We start from the raw sequence: 21,338 nt of genomic DNA, 5'->3' as shown, positions 1-21,338 counted from the left end.
GAGACCGAGTCCCTTACAGATCCGACGGGAGATCGGCGCCGAGCCACTTCTGCGAGATGGCGTTGAGGGATCCATCGGTTTTGGCGGCAGCGATAATGCCGTTTACCTTCTCCAGAAGAGCCGCCTGTTCCTTGTTGAGACCGATGTAGCAGGGCGAGTTCTTGATGAGGAATTTCATCTCAGGGCGCTTGGGAGGATTTTTGGCGAGGATCGCAGCGGCCACGACATTGCCGGTCGCGATGGTGTCGACCTGGCCGGACAGGAAGGCCGAGATGGTGCCATTATTGTCCTCGTAGCGCTTGATCGTCGCATCGGCCGGCGCAATCTTCGTCAGTTCGAGGTCCTCCACGGCGCCGCGCGTAACACCGATGCTCTTGCCTGCGAGATCTTCCACCTTGGCGATCGAAAGATCGGCCGGCGCGAACACGCCATTGAAGAAGGGGGCGTAGGCCGTGGTGAAATCGATCACCTTTTCGCGCTCCGCATTCTTGCCGAGGCTTGATATGACCAGATCGACCTTATTCGTCTGCAGATAGGGAACGCGGTTGGCGCTGGTGACCGGCACGAGTTCGGTTTTGACACCAAGCTTTTCGGCAATGAGATTGGCCACATCGATATCGTAGCCCATCGGCGCCATGTCAGTGCCGACGCTGCCAAAGGGCGGGAAATCCTGTGGGACGGCGACCCGCAGCGTACCGCGCGCCGTGATGTCGGCGAGAGCATCGGCGTAAGACGCGGAGCCGAAGCCGAAGGTTGCAGCCAGGGTCGCCATTGCGAAGAAGACTCGTCTTGTCAGCATGTTTTAATTGCTCCTTTGAAGTTGTGGTTTTTGGGGTCCGGGAGTTGGGGACACAGTCTTGGGAGGAAGTGACAGGGAACTGCGCAGTTCCGAGAGCGGGTCCGGGCGTGTGGTGAGGTCGAGCCCCATTTCCACTTCGTCCAGATGTTCGACAGAGAGTTCCGCAGCTCTGACGAAATCGCCCGCTTGCATGGCCTCGAAGATGCGGCAGTGCCCGTCATGGGACTGTGCGGCATGAAATTCAGACTGATAGAGCATCGAGATGAGGATCGTCCTCGCTGTGAGATCGCGAAGGATATCGACGATGATGGCGTTCCCGCTCAATTCGGCGATGCGGATGTGGAAATCACCCATCAAATAGGTCAGGCGCTGGCGGTCGCCCGCTGCCATTGCGCTTTTTTCCTCGTTCAGATGCGCGTCGAGCGCGTCGTGCCCCTCGCCTGTCAGCACGCGCATGCTGCGCAGCAATCCGGCCTCGATGACGCGCCGCGCCTCATAGACCGCAATCGCCTCTTCAGCGGACGGCTCGACGACAAACCAGCCACGTCTCGGACTGACATGTACGATGCCGCGTGTTTCCAGGCGCATCATGGCTTCACGAACGCGGGTTCGAGACACACCGAAGAGCGCCGCCAGCTGGTTTTCGCTGAGACGCGTCCCGGGCCGAATTTTGGCTGAAAGAATCCCGGAGACGATCGTCTCCTCGATGGTCTTCTGCGTGGTCTCAGATGTCTGGCTATCTTGCATACAAGACAGGAAGGCAAAGCTCGTGCCAAAATTCTGCGTTCAGGATTTCCAAGATGTCTCCGATCCCTTCCCCCTGAAATTTGCACGCTGGGAATGCAGACTGCGAACAAATTGAGCGAGTGCCCGCAATTCCTTGCAAACCCCGATCAGCGTCGGCCGCCCAAAGCGGACAAAGCCCCTTCCCTCTCGAAAAGTTGCTTGCGGTTAGACCACTTCGGCTTATATGGTCATGATAGTCACTATAGTCAGGATATAGCGAATGCAGCCATCACGACCAGAGGATAAAAGTTGGACCGTCGCCAGTGCGAAGGCCAAGCTGTCTGAGGTTATCGAACGCGCGCAAGCAACACCGCAAACGATTATGCGCAATGGTAAACCAAGCGTCGTCGTCGTTTCGGCCGAGGAATGGCAGCGGAAGACTGCGCGCAAGGGCACCCTTGCAGAGTTTCTGATGCAATCGCCGCTGCGTGGCGCCGATCTGGACCTCGAACGGCAGCGCGACGAACCGCGTGATTTCCAGCTGTGAGACTTCTGCTGGACACCAATGTGCTTTCCGAGGTGACAAGGCCGCGTCCCGATGCCCATGTCCTACAATGGCTGGACAGTCTCGACGAGGATCGCTCATTCATCAGCGTCGTATCGATCGCCGAGATCCGGCGTGGTGTTGCGTTGATGGAAAGCGGTCGGAAGCGCGATGCGCTGGCTGAATGGCTTGCCCAGGACCTGCCGCAGCGCTTCGAGCAGCGCGTCATCCCTGTGGACCAGCCGGTTGCGATAGCCTGGGGCGACCTGATGGGGCTCGCAAAGCGAAGCGGACGCGGCTTGTCGTCAATGGACGGCTTGATTGCCGCCACCGCGATTGCCCATGATCTCACCCTCGCCACCCGCAATATAAAGGATTTCGAGGGCTTTGGGATCGAGCTTGTCGACCCTTGGGCCGAGCGCCCGTGACGATCCGCAGAGCGGACGGTCACGGGATCTCTCTGTTCGTCTAGTTGAAACTCGAGGTTTTGAGGAATTCCGCCAGCCGTTCGGTCTTCGGATGCACGAACATGTCCTTCGGATCGCCTTCCTCGCAGATGACGCCCTGGTTCATGAAAATGACCCGTGACGAAACGTCGTAGGCAAAGCGCATCTCGTGGGTCACGAGCAGCATCGTCATGCCATCGGCGGCAAGTCCTTTGATCACCTGAAGCACTTCGCCCACCAGTTCCGGGTCAAGCGCGGAGGTCACTTCGTCGAACAGCATCAGCCTCGGCGACATGGCGATGGCGCGGGCGATCGCGACGCGCTGCTGCTGACCGCCGGAAAGCTGCCCGGGATAATGGTTCGCGCGGGCGGAAAGGCCGACACGATCGAGCCACTTTTCCGCGATAGCACGAGCATCCGGCTTCGTCATTTTCTTCACCTTGACGAGGCCGAGCATGACGTTTTCAGCGGCACTCATATGCGGGAAAAGATTGAACTGCTGAAACGCCATGCCGGTCAACGCGCGTTGGCGTGCAATCTCTTTCTCGCTCTTGCGGCGCCGCGTCGCGCCTTCAGCGCGGTAGCCGATCTCCTCGCCGTCGAGGCTGATCGTGCCGCCCTGGAATTCCTCGAGCATGTTGATGCAGCGCAGCAAGGTGGTCTTTCCGGAGCCGGACGAGCCGATGATGGAAATGACTTCACCTTCCAGCACGGCGCAATCGACGCCCTTGAGGACTTCGTGGATGCCGTAAGTCTTGCGCAGACCCTGGATGTCGAGAATGGTCTTGGCCATCGGGGGAACTCCTCAGGACGGCAGGGCGGTCTTGCGCTCGACATATTTGCCGAAGTGCTCGATGCCGTAGTTGATGATGAAATAGAGCCCGCCAGCCAGGAAATAGAACTGGAGGCTCATGAAATTGCGGGAGATGATCTCCTGCGTGCGCAGGAGAAGCTCTGCGACGCCGATGACGGAGAGCAGCGTCGAGGCTTTCACCATCTCGGCCGCCGTATTCACCCAGGCCGGCAGGCACTGGCGCATGGCCTGCGGCCACAGCACCGAGGTGAAGGTCTGGGTAAAGGTCAGGCCGATCGCCTTGGCGGCTTCGGTCTGCCCCTTCGGGATCGCCTGAAGCGCCCCGCGCACGATTTCGCCGACATGGGAGGAGCAGAAGATGGCAAGGGCAAGCACGCCGGCCGAGAACGGCCCAAGATCGAGGCCGACGGCGGCGGAGACATAGTAACTCGCCAGCACGAGCACGAGCACCGGCGTGCCACGGATGATATCCGTATAGGCGCGCACGGCCAGACGCAAAACAACGCCGCCATAGACGAGCGCCAAACCGACGAAAACGCCGAGTATGGAACCGGCGAGGATGGCCAGCAGGGAGATCGACACGGTCACGCCGATGCCGTTCATGATGACGTATCGGGCGATCCAGAGTTGTTCGAGAAAAGTGTGGGACATCGGCTTATCTCGGCAGGGCCAGACGGCGCTCGACGAAGCGCATCACGGCGGCGATGAGGAAACAGGTCGCGACATAGAGGGCCGAGGTGACCATCCAGGTCTCTATGACACGGAAACTCTCGACATTGATCTTGCGGGCAGCAAAGGTCAGTTCGGGCACGGCGATGGCAGCGGCGAGCGAGGTGTCCTTGAAGAGCGAGATGATCGTCGAGGACAGTGATGGCAGCACGTTGCGCAGCATCAGCGGAGCGATGATGGAGCTGCGGATCTGCATCCCCGTCAGGCCGATGGCAAGCCCCGCTTCCGTCAATCCTCTCGGAATTGACAACAGACCGGCGCGGAAAACCTCGGCCAGATAGGCGCCGGAATAGAGGGACAGAACCAGGACGAAGCTTTTTATCTTGTCGAGGCGCAAACCCATTTGCGGCAGCGCGAAAAAGACGAAAAGAACCAGGACGAGAATCGGCAGGTTGCGGATGACAGTGACATAGATCCGTGCCGGCACGACCGCAAAGCGGTTTTTGGACGTCAGCGCGAAGGCCACCACAAGGCCGATCGCGGCCCCGATCAGGATCGAGATCACCGCAAGGCCGAGACTGAGCGTGAGCCCGCTCAAAAGAAAATCGAAGTTGCGCCAGACGGCAGCGAAATTCAACGTGTAACCCATACGGGCCGCCCTTTCAGACCAGAGCATGAGGCCGAAAAATATGAGCGGTTTTCGGACGGCATCATGCTCTCACTCTTTAAATGCGGAACGGGAAACATGTCCCGCTCCGCATGGCTGCTACTTGAACTCGACCGGGAAGCCGATCTGCGGCGGCGCCAGATCCTTGCCGAACCAGGTCTTGAAGGACTTGGCGTAAAAGTCGAATTCAACGCCGGTCATGGCTTCGTGCAGGGCGGTGTTGACGAAGTTCAGCCAATCCTGATCGCCGCGCTTGACGGCGCAGGCGTAGGTCTGCGGATTCCAGCCGTAGCCGGCATCTTTGTAGCGGCCCGGATTCTGCGTCATGTACCAGGCGAGCGACGACTGGTCGGTGGCCACTGCATCGGCGCGTCCCGATTCCAGCGCCTGATAGATCAGGTCGACGGAATCGTACTGGTCGACGGTCGCCTCCGGCAACGCCGCATGCACCATCGCCTCGGCATATACGTTCTGGAGAACCGAGATGGTGACGGAGGAACCGGCCGCCTTGAGGGCTGCGTAGTCGGCATATTTTCCGTCCGCCTTGAGCATCAGGCCGACACCCTCGCGATAATAAGGAATGGTGAAGGCAACCTGCTGGGCGCGCTCGCCGGTAACGGTCATGAACTGGCAGGTGATGTCGACTTTGTCGGTGGTGATGTTCGGGATGCGGGCGTCGGAGGACTGGTTCACATATTCGATCTTCTCAGGATCGCCGAAGAGCGCCTTGGCGATGATATGGCCCATGTCGACGTCGAAGCCCTGAAGTTTGTCGTCGGCGCTTTTGAAGTGCCAGGGCGCATTGGTGCTGCCCGTGCCGAGGACGAGATGGCCGCGGGCCAGCACTTCATCGAGCTTGCTGCCGTCGGCCAGCGCAGGGGTGGACAACAGAGCGGCGACGGCCAGCGACATCACGCCGGTGCGAAAGGAAATGGTCATGGCGTTCCCCTTATGGATGGTTCCTATTATTCCAGTATAATGGACGCGTGTCTGTTTTACTGGAACAATGTTATCAAGTGCCATCATGGGTGAATTGTCAATGGGTCATGCCGAAAAAACGCGCAGTAGCGCGCGTGGCGATTTTTTCGGCAGTGCAGCATTTTTCCTTTTGTTTCGGAGGCTCAACATCATGGCCTCCCGCTCAGCGATTTGGGGGCCACGCCGAACCCCCTTTTCGGTGGGCTGATGACGTGCCCGCCGGTGGGCGAGGTGGAAGATGCCATCCTCAGAGCCGGCGCCTCAGGCTCCGGCTGCTTTACCTACGGCTTCCCTCGCCACATGTCGCGGCAAAATCGAGTCCGCCCCAGAGGCTCCGCCTGCCCCTATATGGGCGCGCATCGCTACCGGTCGCGAGGCACGTTGAGCGGCCCGACGACATTGTAGAAATCGCCCTTGTGCCCGATCGGACAGCCAGGTGGTCGATTTCTGTCCATCAAAATGGCTTTAAAAGCGTTCGCCTTGGAGGAAATCGAACCACGGAACAGTGGATCGACCGCGGAAGACTGCGACCCTCACGGCAGCGCGCCGCCCAGACTACTATCCGAAAGAGCGAAGGCCCTTCTGTGGATCTTCCGAATTCTCCGCACAAGGTGGATTGAATGCAGATAGGTATCCGCCAACATGTTCGCGGTCCATTGGCTTGCTAAACAAATAGCCCTGGAGGGTGGTACAGCCCATGTTCAGCAAGCACATTGCCTGCCGATGGCTTTCCACACCTTCGGCAGTGACCTTCATATTAAGCTTCCGCGCCAGATTGAGCACCAGTTCAACGATTGCGAGGCTCGATTCATCTACGAGCATGGTGTCGATAAAGCTCTTGTCGATTTTGATGATATCGACAGGCAGGCTCCGCAAATGTGTCAGCGACGCATAGCCCGTCCCGAAGTCATCGAGCGCCACGGCCAAACCTTTTTTTCGCAAACGTTGCAGCGTTGTTGCAACAGTGTCTTCCAAGCCCTGCAGGAAGACAGTTTCCGTCACTTCAAGCACAAGCTTATCAAGCGGGATACCTCTCGAAGCGAACGCTCCTACGATCCGGCTTTCCAGGTCGCCCCTCATGAAATCGGAGGCGCTGACATTGAGGCCAACCCGTCCGAACTTCAGCCCTCGGTCCATCCATTTACGGATATCGGTCGCGACATGATCGAGCATGCGCGTCGTAATGTGATGGGAAACGCTTGAGTCTGTGAAGGCCTCATGAAATTGCGCCGCCGATACGACTGATCCATCGGAACGTTGCATTCTCACAAGCGCTTCAAACGCCCATACCTGACCGTCGGCGCAACTAACGATTGGCTGATAGTGCGGCACCATTCGCTGTTCGGTAAGTGCCAACTCCACCTCTCGAACGATCTGAATGCGATGGGCTATCCTCGAACGCAGGCTGGGCTCATATTGAACGTAGCTGCCGCGCCGTGTTTCTTTGGCGTGATACAGGGCGAAGTCTGCGTTTTGCGAAAGCGTCGCCGCATCTATTTCACCTTCTGAAATCGCGCCTCCCACGGTTATCGTCGGACTTATCTTTGATCCCGCCACCTCCAGAGGGCGGCCGATATATTCAATCAAATGTCGCGCGAGTGAACGCATTCCCCGCGAGTTTGCAGGTGCGTCCAGAACAACTGAGAACTCATCGCCGCCAAGGCGAAACACCCTTCCGCGCCTTCCCAAGCGCGCGTCCAAACGTGACGCTATGCCTTTCAGCAGCAAGTCACCAGTCGCATGGCCAAGGATATCGTTCACTTGCTTGAGGCGATCGACGTCGATCAGCAACAAACCGATGGAGGCGGCGTCCGTCGCTGCGAGCCTCTCCATATGAGCATTGTATGCTGCCCGGTTGGCAAGTCCGGTAAGCGGATCGGCATTTGCCGCCTGGAGCAGACGTTGCTCATAGCGCACTTTTTCGGAAACATCCTGAACGATGCCAAACAAGCGTCTTGGCTCGCCGTGCAGGTGTTCAATATCGCTGACCACGCGAATCCATCGTTCCTCGCCTTGTGGCGTTATGATGCGATACTCTTTGTCAATGCCGGTCTCCGAGCCATTCAGGAGGTTGCGAATCCTGCGTCTGACGCTGTCACGCTCTTCGGGAGCATAGCAGCCGATCACATCCTCCGAGGTCATCCGTTTACCGACCGGCAATCCGACGGTGCGGTAAATCTGGTCCGACCAGATGATCGTGCCAGTGCTAAGATCCATCTCAAAGCCACCGACTTTGGCAGAGCGTTCGGTCTGTTCGAACCGAGCCTGCTTCAGCTCCAGCTCACGTTGCTGCTCTTTCAGCAGGCTTTGTTGACGATGCTCCCGAATAAGGCCCACGACGACGCTTGCTAAATTGCGAAGCTGTTCGAGATCCTGATCGCCGAAGCAGCGGGTCTTCGTGTCGAGGACACAAAAACTGCCGTAGCAAGTCTCTCCTTCCAAAAGCGGAACCCCCGCATAGAATTGGACGGAACACTCGTTCACGAATGTGCTTTCGCTAAAGCGGAAGTCTTTGCCGGCATCTTCAACGACGAGCGGTGATCTTGTTTCCACGACGTGGCCGCAAAAGGAATGCTCGCGTGACGCCTCTTTCAAAGTGAAGCCTTGCTGGGCCTTGAACCACTGCCGATCCTCGTCGACGAACGAAACCAATGCCATCGGCATATTGAATATACTGCAGGCCAGACGCACGATAGCGTCGAACTCTGTCGTCGGCGGTGTATCGAGAATGCTTGCCTGGTAGAGAAGGTTTAATCTTTCATCTTCAGCAAGGGACATCCGACCTTACTCCTCGCAGTGCTGCGTGACGCGGAGTGAGACCCTTCATGGATCATGGAAGCGGACGAACTTGCCGCCGACGGCAACTTCCTGCGTTGATCAGAACTCTTCCCAATCAGACTTGAGCGCGGCGGCCGCCGATCCGCGCTGGACGGACGCGGCAGGTGAGGTACGAACGACTTTCAAAGCCGTCGGTGCGGCGGCGTGGTGATCCGTCTGCGCGAACGACGACCTCGATCTCGGTGCATCGTCAAAACGGAACTGTTCAAGAAGTTTGAAAAGCGCGGCGGCCTCTCGTGCGAGCCCATGGCTTGCCGCGGTCTGCTCCTCGACCATCGCGGCATTCTGCTGCGTCCCCTGATCGACGGTGTTGATGGCCTGGTTGATCTCGCCGAGTGCAGTCGATTGCTCGCGCGCCGCCTCGACGATCGCCGTGACGTTGGCATTGATTTCGTGAACCTGACCGGCGATTTCCTGAAGTGCGGACCCGGCATTCGTGACGAGGGCGACGCCGTTTGCGACATGAGAACCGGACGCCGTGATCAAGCTCTTTATCTCCTTCGCAGCTTTCGCCGACCGCTGCGCCAATTCGCGGACCTCCTGGGCAACGACCGCAAAACCTTTGCCGGCCTCCCCTGCTCGTGCCGCCTCTACGCCGGCATTGAGCGCCAAAAGGTTCGTCTGGAAGGCAATCTCATCGATGACACCGATGATGTTCGAAATTTCGCGCGACGAGGTTTCGATCTGGTCCATCGCACCGATCGCGTCACGAACCACCTGGCCGGAATGCTCCGCATGATCTTTGGTGCGCGCCACGAGTTGACCGGCCTCCTCGGCGCGGCGGCTCGAATCCTTGACCGTCGTCGTGATTTCCTCAAGGGCGGCCGCCGTCTCTTCGACGGATGCCGCTTGCTGCTCGGTACGCTTTGCCAAGTCGTCAGCCGCGGTGCGGATTTCGTTGGAACCGGCCGATATCGCCTTGGCATTTTCGGCAACCGTTGCCATCGCGCCCTTCAACTTCTCCGAGGCGCTGTTGAAGTCAGCACGCAGCCTTTCCAGTGAAGGAATAAAAGGCTTCTGGATCGTCTGCGACAGGTCGCCGTCTGCAAAATTCGTCAGGCAACGGGCGAGTTGTTCGACGTTCTCGACGCGCGCCGTGACATCGGTTGCGAACTTCACGACTTTGAACACTTTTCCGTTCAGGTCAAAGATCGGATTGTAGGAAGCCTGGATATAAACCTTCCGTCCGCCCTTGCCCACACGCATGAATTCGTCGGCAACCAACTGGCCGCCCGCAAGTTTCCGCCAGAATTCCTTGTAGGCCTCCGACCTCGAGTAGTCGGTTTCACAGAACATCGAATGATGTTTGCCCTGGATTTCAGCCAGCGAATAACCAAGCGCAGTCAGGAAATTATCGTTCGCAGTCAAGACTTCGCCGGCCGGCGTGAATTCGATTATCGCCTGGGCCCGAGACAATGCGTCAATCTTGCCCGCATCCTCGGCAGATTTCAGCTTCTGCGCGGTGGTATCGGTGGCAATCTTGACGACCTTGACCGGCTTCCCGCGTCGGAACACAGGATTGTAAGATGCTTCTATCCAGACCTCGCGCCCGCCTTTTCCAACCCGCTTATATTGTTGTTGATCGAATTTCCCGGCTGACAGCTTCGTCCAGAAAGCCTTGTATTCTGCCGAGGATGCATAGGCAGGTTCGACAAACATGCTGTGATGCTTTCCGACAATCTCCCTCAACTCGTAGCCGAGCGCTCTGCAGAAGTTTTCGTTCGCAGTGAGGATCCGGCCCGACAAGTCAAACTCGATCATGGCTTGCGAATTCGACAAAGCGGCAAGAACCGCGACAGCATTTGCACCACGATCAAGAATATTCACTGGCAATCCCCCTAGATTTCACTGCTGTGTATCCAGCCATGCCCCGAATATTCGCTTATCATCATTAATGGATATTTAATTATGAATGAACGTGCAGGTATGTTTTCGTTTCTAATGAGCATTGTATCAGTAAGCCGGGTCGTGACGACGCGCGTGGGCGCAACGGGCCGATCCCTGTCATGCATTGGGCGATAAGGAATTTCCGTTAGGTTCTCCCGGACCGCCGGCCTATCGGCCACTCAACCGCTTTTCAATTGCGCCATAGCAAGCAGCGTATCGGCGCTTATCGTCGCCGAGCCGGTCAGGATCGAAAGTGCCGTCGACGTGGTGCCTGTGCCGTTGGCCATGTCATACATGGCGGTGAAGCGTTTGATCAGATCATCGACTTTGTCAGGATCCGACAGATCCTTGATGTCGATGAAGTTGTCGATCATCTCAGCTTGCTTGTCGACGTCCATGTTCGAGACGTAACTCGACAGGTTGAAGGTCGTGGTAAAGAACTCGAAGAGCGCGCTGTCGCCCAGAATGTCATAGGCGTTCGAGATCTCCGGCGCCTTGCGCTGGAAGTAGAGGGCAAGGCGCACGCCGGTGTTGTTGTCGCCTTGGTCGTCTTCGAGCGTCAGCCTGACATAGGCGTCGATCGTCTCCAGCACATCGCCGCGCTGCTGCACAGTCCCGGTCGGATCAGCGGAAATATTGCCGTCCTGATCGAAATTGAACGCGCCGACGAGTTCGGCGAAACGATTGTCGTCCAGCTTGTTGACATAACTGTCTTCGTCGTCGAGATCGGAAGAAAACATCTTCTCCAACGCGTCAGACGTGACATCATCAGGATCGAGCCCCTTCGCCTCGAGCGCGAAGGAAACCAGGCGATCGTCGGCCAGAAATTCGCTGGCCGTGGTGATCGTCGCCATCTGCTCGCGAAAATAGGTGATCTCCTCATCCGCCGCATCGGTCGCTTCGGTAAGTTCGTCACCCTTGAGGTACCGGATCTTGTTCTGCTTGTAATAGGCAGCGTAGTCGTCGACGACAGATTCCGACATGGCCTGCAGCGGAACGGTCACGTCGCCACTGCTGTCGAAGTTGAGGGCCTTGCGAAAGGCGACGAACCGGTCGTCCTTGAGGCTGTTGACATAGCTTTTGGAGTCGGAGGGATCGCTCTCGAGAATTTTCCGGACCTCGCTTTTGGAAACGCTGTCCGGGTCTATGTCATAGGCTCGCAACGCCATTTCCCACAGTTCAGGGAGATCGTCGTTGTCGTCATCGTCGTCGTCATCGTTCGACACCAGGAAATCGTCGATTGACGTAACGCTGGCGATGCGCGTCGTATAGTTGTCGGTGGCATCTTCCGTGCTGGTATTGGCGACCAACACCTCATAATTTTCATCGAAGGCTGCCGTGGTCGCGGTGATCTGATCCGATGTCTGGGCCGTGTCGCCATCGGCAAGCGCGCCCTCCTCATCGAAATTGAAGGCGTCGTGCAGGTCGGACAAGCCGATCGCGTCGGCGACGTCGGCGCTTTTCAGCGCCGCGGAAATGAAGTTATCGGTCTCGCTATCGGTAAGCCCATAGGCAGTTCTCAGATAGGAAACCAGTTTGTCGTCGCTCATCAACTCATCGACGGAGGTCACGTTGCCGATTTGCGTCGCGAAATAGGTGTCATAGGCCTCCCCGGTTTCCGAGGAAGCTGTCGTCGCCGAGGCCACCGCATAAGCGCTTGTGACCAGCGACATCTGATCTTCCGACATCACGTCGCCGTCGGTCGAGCCGTCCTCGGTGAAGTTGAAGGCCTTCGCCAGGTTGACATAGACCGCGTCGTCGAGCTGGTTGACGAAACTATCGGCATCGTCGAGATCGCTCGTCAAAACACTCTTCAGGAAGCTGCTCGAGGTATATTCGGTGCTGAGACCGAAAGCCGTCAGCACATAGTTCTTCAGCTTCGAACTCGACAGGAGATCGTCGACCGAGGTGATCGACGAGATATTCTCTTCGAAATAGTCCGTCGCGTCTGCAATGTCGTCCGCCTCGGTGTCGAATGACTCCTCATAAGCATCGAGCAGATTGTCCCGCTGGACGTCCGATTGCGCCGTCTTCGTCTCGCCGGCGAATTTGAAAGCAGCGGCAAACTCGGCATAGCGGGTGTCGCTCAAGCTGTTGGCGAAGCTCGAAGAATCGCTGAGGTCGCTCTCCAGCACCTTCTTCATGAAGGCCTTGGCATAGGTCATGTCTTCAAGGCCGTAGGCCTTCATGGCATAGGAATAGAGCTTGTAATCGCCCATGAATTCATCGACTGTCGTGACCTTGCCAATGTTTTCCTTGTAATAGCTGCTGTCGCGGGCAACCGTTGCCTGTGAAGCCACGTTCGAGAGACTGGCGCCCAGATTTCGCGCGACCGCGAGATAGCTCACATAGGTGGAAACCAACTTCTATCCCTTTCATGAGCACGGCACCGCGCGCGAAAGCCTGCCGGCAGCCACGGGTGAAACTTCTGGTGTTTGCTGAGATGTTGCCGCCGCTCATGGCGCATGCGGACCGCATTCATGCGGCCGAATCAACTTAATGGAACTATATGGTACTGCAATTCTTGCAAAATGCAATTGGACGTCAAAAGTCGAGGGATCGCCGCCTTACCAGGTCACGCGGCGCCGACGCCTGCGGCAAAGATTGCAATGCAGCGCCGGAGATGGGCGAGCAGTGCCGCCCGGTCAGGCCAGGCCTGAGCGCGCCCTTCCGGCGGACCCATGCCGCCAAAGATCATATCCATCAGCATCCGGGCTCCGCTGGCCGGATCATCAAGCGACAACCTGCCTTCCGCCCTGCGGTCGCTCAGCCAGTCGGCAAGGTCCTGCCGGCTGGCAAGCATGCCTTCACGCTGCAGAATGTCGACGAGTTCGGGAAACTGCCCCGCTTCGCGAAAGACGAGTTGCAGGAAACCGGCACGGTCCGCATCCTTGTCCTCATCCATATCGATCATGAAGATACGTTCGAGGCTCTCGGCGATCGAGAGATCTTCAGCAGGCCGCGGCAGGTCGAGCATCAGGCGCCGATGTGCGCCGACCACGGCGGCAAACAGCTCTTCCTTGCTCTGAAACAGCTTGTAAAGCGTCTGTTTTGAAACACCCGCCTCGCTGGCGACGACTGCGGTCGTGCTACCGGCGTAACCGTATTTTACAAAAACACGGCGGGCAATTTCAACGATATGCACCCGCTTGTCATCGTCACTTGAGACTTTCGGCCGGCCGCGCTTGCGCGGCTCATCTGCGGGCTCGTCGACAACATCCATGATGATCTAGACCGCCTCATCGAGGCACAAGCCAAAGGCCGCAGAAAGGCGACTACGATTTCTGAGGGGCGATTTTTTCGGTTGTGGCATTAGCAATTTCGATTTAGAGAACTAATCAGTTCTGTAATGCGTTGCATCTCTCACCCTCTACCGATGGAGCGCTTATGACGACCATTTCTGCCGCAACGTCGATCTCTTCCTATTCCTATAGCAAGAGTTCGACGTCAGCATCCCAGGACACCCTATCCTGTAATACGGTTTCGGCAAAAAAATCAACCGCAAGCCAGCAGCTTAGCGAAGACGCGACCAACAGCGCCGAGAAACTCATGTCGCAGTTGATGTCGTTGACGATGAACGGCCTCGCCGGTCAGTCCGCTTCCAGCGAGCAGCAGGACGGCGGCGCAGACATGGACGTTGCGCAGCTGGACAGCGATGGCGACGGGTACGTGAGCAAGGCCGAGTTCGTCGCAGCCCGGCCGTCCGATGTGTCGGAGGATGAAGCCGGCACGCTGTTCAACAGCTTCGACAGCGAAGGTTCCGGCTCGCTATCGGTCGATGCGCTGACCGAGGCCATGTCCGCCCAGCAGTCGGAACGTGCCGAGGGGCCGCCACCCCCGCCACCTTCCGACGATGACGAACTTGCATCCATGCTCTCCGATCTCGATACCGACGGCGATGGGCAGGTGAGCAAGGCCGAGTTCGTTGCAGGTCGGCCGTCCGATCTGAGCGAGGACCAGGCCGGCACGCTGTTCGACAGCTTCGACAGCGAAAGTTCCGGCTCGCTATCGGTTGATACGCTGACCGAGGCCATGTCAGCTCAGCAGTCGAAACGTCCCGAAGGACCGCCGCCGTCCGCTGACGATGACGATGACCAGTTTGCATCCCTGCTCTCCGATCTCGATACGGACGGAGACGGGCTTGTGACATTGGACGAGTTCATGGCGGGTAAGCCGGACGACGTCACCGAAAGCCAGGCGAGCCAGCTCTTTAGTCTGCTCGACACGTCAGGCACCGGTTCATTGTCTGCACAGTCCACGAGCTGACGGTCGTTAAGCCGTCGCCATTGCGGTCGCTGGAGGATCTGCACTGAGACGGTTTTAAAGCGAGCCGGCAGAGCCTTCAGTCGGGTCGCTTGCGAAGTATGGAAACGTTCGAATGGTGCGCCGTCCACAGGCGCACGGATAACCAGCGCGCGGATGAGCCGAAGCGCCTATCGCCATCACGGGGTCAGCCCAGACAATCAGATCATCGACCGGTGCCGGCCTTTGCCAGGCGCCAGCGATGTCGTGCGCCCGCCATCCGGGCCCTGGAAGCCCCTCGTCACATGGCATGTTCCCAAACCTTAAAGGATCGAGCCATGAGCATTTTTGGAAGCATGAAAACCGCCGTCTCCGGCATGAGCGCCCAGGCAAACCGGCTCAGCACGGTTTCCGACAATATCGCCAACGCGAACACCACCGGCTACAAAGCCGTTTCCACGTCCTTTTCGTCGTTGGTTCTGCCGTCTTCCTCGGGCAATTATAATTCAGGCGGCGTCCAGACCTCTGTGCGTCAGGCGATTTCTCAGCAAGGGGACATTTCCTATACGACCTCGGCCTACGACCTGGCGATCTCGGGAGATGGGTTCTTCATCGTGGAAAGCGCCGATGGCACGCCGGTGCTCACCCGGGCCGGCGACTTCTCGGTCGACAGCGACGGCAATCTCGTCAACGGCGCCGGTTTCACGCTCATGGGATACTCCTATGATTCCGGCGTGCCGGCGGTGGTCGTCAACGGCTTCGACGGCCTGGTGCCGGTCAACGTATCCCAATCGGGCTTGAGCGCCGTCGCTTCGAGCAGCGCCTATTTCAGCGGCAACCTGAATTCCGAGGCGACTGTCGTCACCGATACCACGACGCTGCCGAGCGCCAACACGGCCAGCGTCACCGATGACACGCAGAAGATGTCGCTGGTTGCCTATGACAGCCTCGGCGGCACCGTTCAGTACGACTATTACTTCACCAAGACCGGCGTCACGACGGACGCGGGCGGTGCGGTCACCGGCAGCACCTGGGAGGTCGCGGTTTACCGCAATGCCGATGCATCTACCGGCAGCACGACGTCCTTCCCCTACTCTTCCGATGCCGTGAGCGTTGCAACGCTGTCTTTCGACGCCGATGGCCAGCTGACCTCCGCAACCGACACCGACATCGTCGATCCGGTGACGGCAAAGACGATCACCATGGACTATTCCGACTTCACCCAGCTTTCCTCCGACTTCTCGGCGACGGGCTCCGCAGACGGCCAGGCCGCAAGTGCCGTGAGCTCGGTCTCCATCGGTACGGACGGCGTGGTGTCGGTCTCCTATGCGAACGGGGCGACGAAGGCTCTCTATCAGATCCCTCTCGCGACGGTCGCCAGCCCCGACAATCTGACGCTGCTCAGCGGCAACGTCTACAGCGCCAATGGATTGTCCGGCGTCACGGTCACCGGCTTCCCACAGACGAACGGGCTTGGTTCCATCCAGTCCGGTGCTCTCGAAAGCTCGAATGTCGACCTCGCCGGTGAACTGACGGAGATGATCGAGGCGCAGCGCAGCTATACGGCCAATTCGAAGGTGTTTCAGACCGGCTCCGATATCATGGATGTCCTCGTCAATCTGAAACGATAGGGAGGGCGCCGGCATGTCGCTCACCTCCGCCTTGAACAGCGTGCAAAGCATCTTTAACACTACCGGCCAGCAAAGCAGCGTCATCTCAACGAATATCGCCAATGTCGGAAATTCCGACTATGTGAGACGGGAGGCGTCGGTTACGACGTCTCTTTCCGGCGCCCAGGTCGTCAGCATCAGCCGGGCGCAGGAAACGGCGCTGCTTGCCCAGTATTTGCAAACGAATGCCAAGGACAGCGCCCAGCAGACGCTGGTGACCGGCCTCGAAAGCCTGAAGTCGCTGGTGGGCGGCAATGACTACGAGACCTCGCCGAGTACCTATCTCACGGCATTCCAGCAGGCGCTCCAGACATTCGCCACATCCCCGAGCAGCACGACAACAGCGCAATCGGCCGTGACCGCCGCGCAGGATCTTGCCAATTCGTTGAATACAGCAAGCGACGGCGTCCAGTCGATCAGAGCCGAGGCGGATGCGGAGATCGCCACACAGGTCTCCACCCTGAACACGCTGCTGTCGCAGTTCGAGGCGGCCAACAATGCGGTCAAGCTGGCCACATCGACCGGCACCGATACATCCTCGGCGCTCGACGAGCGTGAAAAGCTGCTGAAGCAGATCTCCTCGATCGTCGGCGTCACCTCAACCGTGCGCGACAATAACGATATGGCGCTCTACACCTCGGATGGTACCGTGCTGTTCGAGACCATTCCCCGCACCGTCACGTTCTCGTCGACGGCAACCTACGTTGCCGGAACGGAAGGCAATTCCATCTATATCGACGGCGTTGCACTCGACGCCGGCGAAGGATCGACGACGAGTGCCTCGGGCAGCCTGCAGGCGCTGCTGCAGCTTCGCGACGAAATCGCCCCGACATTCCAGGCCCAGCTCGACGAGATCGCCAAATCGCTCGTCCAGAGCTTCTCGGAAACCGACGGCAGCACGAGCGCGCCGGGACTTTTCGTGTGGACGACGGCGTCGGGCGTAACCGGGGCAACACCTGCTGATTCCGACGATACGACAGGGATCGCCTCCACTATCTCGGTCAATCTAGCCGTCGTCACAAGCGAGGGCGGCGATGCGACGAAGCTGCGCGATGGAACGATCAGCGGCATCACCGATCTCAACACCTCGGGAGACAGCGGCTTCTCGGACAATCTCGATGCCCTGTATCAGGCGTTGACGGAACAGCGCTCGTTCTCTTCCGACGCCGGTCTCTCCACGTCGCAAAGCCTGACGGACTACGCCAGCGCCTCCATCGGCTGGCTCGAACAATATCGAAGCGATGCCACGTCGGCCTCCGAAACAACGGCTGCGGCCTTGTCACGCTCCGACGAGGCCTATTCCAACGAAACCGGCGTCAACCTCGACGAGGAACTGACGCTGCTTCTCGACATCGAACAATCCTACAAAGCAGCGACGAAGATCCTGAACGTCATCGACGAGATGTTCCAGTCGCTCCTCGACATAGCGAGCTAGTCATGAAAGCATCTTTTGTCTCATCATCGGCGATGCAGAATGTTTTGCGGCTCACCATCAGCCAGTCCCAAAACAAGCTGCAGCAGGCCTCGACGGAAGCGACCACAGGAACCTACGCCGATATAGGCGTGTCCCTCGGCGTCGGCGCTGCAAAGTCGATCAATCTCACCAGCGCCATCGCCCAGGCCGCCTCGTTGAAGACGAGCAATGCCGTCGTCGAATTGCGGATGGACGCATCGCAAACCGCCCTTTCGAGCCTCAAGGATGCCGGGGACAGTCTGGTCTCGAACCTGACCGCGCTCCAGGCGAGCCAGGATACGACGAGCATCGCCGTTGCCCTGCAGACGGCGAGCGCCACGATTTCGCAGCTGGTCTCGACGGCAAACACGTCAGTCAATGGCGAGTTCCTGTTCGGCGGAACGAACCTCGACAGCCAGCCTCTGACCGATCAATCCTCGGCGGTCTCGGATACGATCGTTTCGGCTCTGAACGACTATGCAACCGGTCTCGGAAAAGACGTCAACGAGTTGACAGGCGAGGAAATCGGCAGCTTCATCACCGACACGGTAGAGCCGATGTTCGCCGAGAGCGCCTGGACGGACGCTTCCGAAGGCTGGTCGACCGCTTCCAGCACCGATATGACGAGCCGGATCAGCGGATCGGAAACCATCACCTCGTCGACCAACGCCAATTCCGAAGGCATGCGCTATCTCGCTCTTGCCTCCGTCGTCGTCTCCGCCCTCTTCGGTCAGGATCTCAGCTCCGACGCGCAGAGCGCCGTCGCATCCAAGGCGATCGCCTATGCGGCGCAGGCGACCGCCGGCATCGTGACGCAGCAAAGTGAGCTCGGCCTTTCACAGGAGCGGCTCGAAAAGGCAAACGACGCCCTCGATGCTCAATCCACTCTGCTTCAGGGAAACCTTGTCGATCTCCAGGGCGTGGATGCCTACGAGGCTTCGACGCTCGTCAACCAGCTGCAGACGCAACTGGAGACAGCTTACACGCTCGTCTCGAAACTCCAGGGTCTGAGTCTGGTCAACTATCTCTGACGGATTGAAAATGCGGGAATTCAAGCGGATGCAAATACCGGCCCTAACGAGGGAACCCAACACGACGTGTTCCGAAATCGTGGCGGAGGCGGCCTTCGCGCTCGCCTCCGGCATCATCGATACGATCCCCTTCGTCGGCAGCAAACTCGACGAACAACAGACGCGGGCATGGCCGCGATCGGGTGTCTTCACGGATGACGGTGTCGAGATGACCGGTACGCCCCCTGAAATATTCGAGCTTTGCGAGCTGCTGGCAGCCCACATCGAGAAGGGCACATCATTCGACGTTTTCGAGGTTTTCCACAAGATTGCGCGCATCGACCGGCTGATCGACTGGCGCCATGGCGCAGTGCTGTCACCCGAACCGCATCCGGTAACGCATTGACAGAAGGCGCAAAATATCTTCCCAATGGCGTCGCGACCACGGCCGTGCCGCCAGCAAGCATGGCATAGGCCGGTCTTGCATATGGCTTGTCCGTTGCGGCAGTCTGGACTTTCCCATAGGGGAGACTGAGGACGATTGCCGAAGGTCTGCCGGCAATGGTCTTTCAGAGACCGAGTGTGTTCTTGATGTCGAAGCCGCGCGCGAAGCTACCCTTCTCCGAAGAGACCTTGCAGGCCATGCTGATCCGCGTGCTTCGCCCGCTGGTCAAGCTCGCACTCGCCTCCGGCTTCAACTTCATCTCGTTTTCGACCGTTCTTCGCCGCCTTTATATCGAGGTCGCAGAGAAGGAATTCGCACTGCCGAACAAGAACCAGACGGACAGCCGCATCTCGCTTCTGACCGGCATTCACCGCAAGGACGTCAACCGGCTGCGCGGACAGGTGCTTGCGGCATCCTTCCTCACCACCGGCGTTTCGCAGACGAGCCGTATTCTCGCCAGATGGCTTGCCGATCCGTTTTATTGCGATGCGGAGGATCAGCCGAGCGCCCTGCCCCGCACCTCCAGCGACGGCGGTCCGTCATTCGAGAGCCTGGTGAGCGACATCACCAAGGACGTCCACCCCCGCTCCATCCTGGACGACTGGCTGGATAAAGGCATCGTCGTTCTCGATCAGAACGGCTGGATCCAGCTCGACCTCTTATCGATCGTCCCCAATGCAGGTGACGAAGCCCGCCGGCATTATTTTACGCGCAACCTCCGTGACCATGTGCAGGCGTCGGTCATGAACCTGATCAACGAGCCTCCACCCTACTTCGAACGTGCGGTTCACTACGACGGGATGTCCCCCGAGCTGTCGGCCCGGCTCGACGAGATTGCGCGTCAGGAAGGAATGGCGCTGCTTCTGAAACTCAACAAGATCGCCCATCAGGCCATCAAGGATGATCCTGGCGGCAACAGCCGCTGGATCGCTGGACTCTATGTCATGACCGAGGAGGATGAGGCCGATCTTCAGGCAGACGCCGCCTCCAAGACGGAGACAGGCGAATGACCCCGTCGGCGATCTCGAGAAGGCAATTTCTGCTGGCCGGAATAGCGCTTCAGGTCCTGGTGCCCAAGATTGCCGCCGCGCAGCCGACGGGCACCAGCGATCATGGCATCGGCGGATCCGGACTTTCCATCCAGGGCGGTGGGGAGAACGAAGATCACGGCATCGGCGGAACGGGCATCGTCGGGACCATCCAGGGCTTTGGAAGTATCATCGTCAACAACATCCACATACCGTTCAGCGCGACGACACCGATCGAAATCGACGGCCGACGCGTTCGCGCGAGCGCGATGAAGGTTGGTCATGTCGCCCGGGTGCTGCTGACGGGCGGACTTGCCGCCCGCATCACCATCGCCAGCGAAGTCCAGGGCCGCATCGACCGGATAGACAAGACCGGCATGACCATATTGGGGCAAACGATCGACACGACGGGTGTCGCGACGAAGGGTCTGCAGAAAGGCAAGCGGGTCGCCGTGTTCGGCATCCGCAAACCTGACGGTGCGATCATTGCCCGACGCATCGAGCCCCGCTCCGTTTCCGAAGGCGCCCATGTTCGTGGCGTCCCCGTCAAGAGCCGCAATCGCGTCCTGATCGGCGGCCTTTCGCTTGGAAGCACGCATGGATACCTGGCCGGCAAGCAAACGCTCGTGCGTCTCAAGGCTGTCGCCGATCGCTTGATCATCACGCGCATTCAGGCCGAACCCGTGGTGCCGGGCCTCAAACGGGGCATCGTCAACCTCGAGACCTTCCGGCCGACGGATAAGGACGGGCCGAGCGTAGGACCCAGAGGCTCCGCGCCTTTCGGCTCGATGCCGCTGTCGCCTGATGGTCATGGCTTCGTCGATGTCGGCGTCCGGGACTCAAGCAGAATGACAGGCTTTCCCGACGGGCGCATTCCGGACGGCTTCGGTTCGCGACCGCCAGGTGGCCCTTCGGATCGACCGCCGCCCGATCATCCGCCCTTCGGCAGAGGCGGGCCGGACCGAGATTTTCGCGCTCCGGATAGAGGCGGGGCGCCACCGCCGGACGGACCGCCTCCTGGGCCGCCGCCTCCGGGGCCGGGTCCGCACTGAAAACGCTGTCATCGGCATTGACAAATGGGAAACTTTCCCATTTATTGTTCGTGCGAATTCTGCTTCGGGT

The 21,338-nt window shown here is 58.9% G+C and carries 19 protein-coding genes; 9 read left to right on the top strand and 10 right to left on the bottom strand.

Annotation, left to right across the window (positions count from 1 at the left end; genetic code table 11):
- Positions 1 to 13: 13 nt before the first annotated feature.
- Complete coding sequence (locus RLCC275e_RS23895; protein ID WP_003562521.1) at positions 14 to 799, bottom strand: transporter substrate-binding domain-containing protein; 786 nt, start codon at positions 797 to 799, stop codon at positions 14 to 16.
- Positions 800 to 802: 3 nt separating this feature from the next.
- Complete coding sequence (locus RLCC275e_RS23890; protein ID WP_033183216.1) at positions 803 to 1,546, bottom strand: GntR family transcriptional regulator; 744 nt, start codon at positions 1,544 to 1,546, stop codon at positions 803 to 805.
- 259 nt (positions 1,547 to 1,805) lie between these two features.
- Between RLCC275e_RS23890 and RLCC275e_RS23885 the strand changes: the two genes are divergently transcribed.
- Positions 1,806 to 2,072, top strand: coding sequence for a type II toxin-antitoxin system Phd/YefM family antitoxin (locus RLCC275e_RS23885; RefSeq protein ID WP_003562523.1), 267 nt, complete (start codon positions 1,806 to 1,808; stop codon positions 2,070 to 2,072).
- The gene (locus RLCC275e_RS23880) at positions 2,069 to 2,497 is read left to right on the top strand and encodes a type II toxin-antitoxin system VapC family toxin (protein ID WP_003562524.1); all 429 of its coding nucleotides are present in this window, start codon (positions 2,069 to 2,071) and stop codon (positions 2,495 to 2,497) included. Before RLCC275e_RS23885 ends, RLCC275e_RS23880 begins: the two co-directional genes overlap by 4 nt.
- A gap of 40 nt (positions 2,498 to 2,537) precedes the next feature.
- Here the strand turns inward: RLCC275e_RS23880 and RLCC275e_RS23875 are convergent, their stop codons facing one another.
- The 8 genes from RLCC275e_RS23875 to RLCC275e_RS23840 form a co-directional block, all read right to left on the bottom strand.
- Positions 2,538 to 3,308 (bottom strand): amino acid ABC transporter ATP-binding protein, encoded by a 771-nt coding sequence (locus RLCC275e_RS23875; RefSeq protein ID WP_003562525.1) that lies wholly within the window; start codon positions 3,306 to 3,308, stop codon positions 2,538 to 2,540.
- Positions 3,309 to 3,320: 12 nt separating this feature from the next.
- A complete protein-coding gene (locus tag RLCC275e_RS23870; protein ID WP_011648868.1) occupies positions 3,321 to 3,980 on the bottom strand; it encodes an amino acid ABC transporter permease in 660 nt (219 codons plus the stop codon).
- A 4-nt stretch (positions 3,981 to 3,984) separates the two neighbouring features.
- Positions 3,985 to 4,647: an amino acid ABC transporter permease gene (locus RLCC275e_RS23865; RefSeq protein WP_033183217.1), complete on the bottom strand. Its 663-nt coding sequence runs from the start codon at positions 4,645 to 4,647 to the stop codon at positions 3,985 to 3,987.
- Positions 4,648 to 4,764: 117 nt separating this feature from the next.
- Positions 4,765 to 5,604 (bottom strand): transporter substrate-binding protein, encoded by an 840-nt coding sequence (locus tag RLCC275e_RS23860; protein WP_003562529.1) that lies wholly within the window; start codon positions 5,602 to 5,604, stop codon positions 4,765 to 4,767.
- Positions 5,605 to 6,201: 597 nt separating this feature from the next.
- Positions 6,202 to 8,421 carry an EAL domain-containing protein gene (locus RLCC275e_RS23855; RefSeq protein ID WP_071414352.1) on the bottom strand — a complete coding sequence of 740 codons (2,220 nt, stop codon included), beginning with the start codon at positions 8,419 to 8,421 and terminating at the stop codon, positions 6,202 to 6,204.
- A 99-nt stretch (positions 8,422 to 8,520) separates the two neighbouring features.
- Positions 8,521 to 10,308 (bottom strand): methyl-accepting chemotaxis protein, encoded by a 1,788-nt coding sequence (locus tag RLCC275e_RS23850; protein ID WP_033183218.1) that lies wholly within the window; start codon positions 10,306 to 10,308, stop codon positions 8,521 to 8,523.
- Positions 10,309 to 10,547: 239 nt separating this feature from the next.
- Positions 10,548 to 12,731 carry a DUF1217 domain-containing protein gene (locus RLCC275e_RS23845; protein WP_033183219.1) on the bottom strand — a complete coding sequence of 728 codons (2,184 nt, stop codon included), beginning with the start codon at positions 12,729 to 12,731 and terminating at the stop codon, positions 10,548 to 10,550.
- Between the two features lie 212 nt (positions 12,732 to 12,943).
- Positions 12,944 to 13,591 carry a TetR/AcrR family transcriptional regulator gene (locus RLCC275e_RS23840; protein WP_033183220.1) on the bottom strand — a complete coding sequence of 216 codons (648 nt, stop codon included), beginning with the start codon at positions 13,589 to 13,591 and terminating at the stop codon, positions 12,944 to 12,946.
- 164 nt (positions 13,592 to 13,755) lie between these two features.
- On the opposite strand from RLCC275e_RS23840, the gene RLCC275e_RS23835 reads away from it, so the two are divergent.
- From RLCC275e_RS23835 to RLCC275e_RS23805, 7 genes are all read left to right on the top strand, one after another.
- Entirely contained in the window at positions 13,756 to 14,634 is an 879-nt protein-coding gene (locus tag RLCC275e_RS23835) for an EF-hand domain-containing protein (protein ID WP_033183221.1), read from the top strand.
- 314 nt (positions 14,635 to 14,948) lie between these two features.
- On the top strand, positions 14,949 to 16,241 hold the full coding sequence (locus RLCC275e_RS23830; protein ID WP_033183222.1) for a flagellar hook protein FlgE: 1,293 nt from the start codon (positions 14,949 to 14,951) through the stop codon (positions 16,239 to 16,241).
- 13 nt (positions 16,242 to 16,254) lie between these two features.
- Positions 16,255 to 17,715 (top strand): flagellar hook-associated protein FlgK, encoded by a 1,461-nt coding sequence (gene flgK / locus RLCC275e_RS23825; RefSeq protein WP_033183223.1) that lies wholly within the window; start codon positions 16,255 to 16,257, stop codon positions 17,713 to 17,715.
- A 2-nt stretch (positions 17,716 to 17,717) separates the two neighbouring features.
- Positions 17,718 to 18,764: a flagellar hook-associated family protein gene (locus RLCC275e_RS23820; RefSeq protein ID WP_033183224.1), complete on the top strand. Its 1,047-nt coding sequence runs from the start codon at positions 17,718 to 17,720 to the stop codon at positions 18,762 to 18,764.
- 10 nt (positions 18,765 to 18,774) lie between these two features.
- Positions 18,775 to 19,149, top strand: a complete 375-nt coding sequence (locus RLCC275e_RS23815) for a hypothetical protein (protein WP_018245725.1) — start codon at positions 18,775 to 18,777, stop codon at positions 19,147 to 19,149.
- Positions 19,150 to 19,304: 155 nt separating this feature from the next.
- Positions 19,305 to 20,198 carry a DUF6502 family protein gene (locus RLCC275e_RS23810; RefSeq protein WP_033183225.1) on the top strand — a complete coding sequence of 298 codons (894 nt, stop codon included), beginning with the start codon at positions 19,305 to 19,307 and terminating at the stop codon, positions 20,196 to 20,198.
- Complete coding sequence (locus RLCC275e_RS23805; RefSeq protein ID WP_033183226.1) at positions 20,195 to 21,268, top strand: DUF5666 domain-containing protein; 1,074 nt, start codon at positions 20,195 to 20,197, stop codon at positions 21,266 to 21,268. The genes RLCC275e_RS23810 and RLCC275e_RS23805 overlap by 4 nt, the downstream gene beginning before the upstream one ends.
- Positions 21,269 to 21,338 lie beyond the last annotated feature (70 nt).

It is taken from the genome of Rhizobium brockwellii (assembly GCF_000769405.2).
Taxonomy (GTDB): Bacteria; Pseudomonadota; Alphaproteobacteria; order Rhizobiales; family Rhizobiaceae; genus Rhizobium; species Rhizobium brockwellii.
The sequence above is the reverse complement of the archived record's forward strand: the minus strand, read 5'-3'. Positions and strand labels throughout refer to the sequence as shown.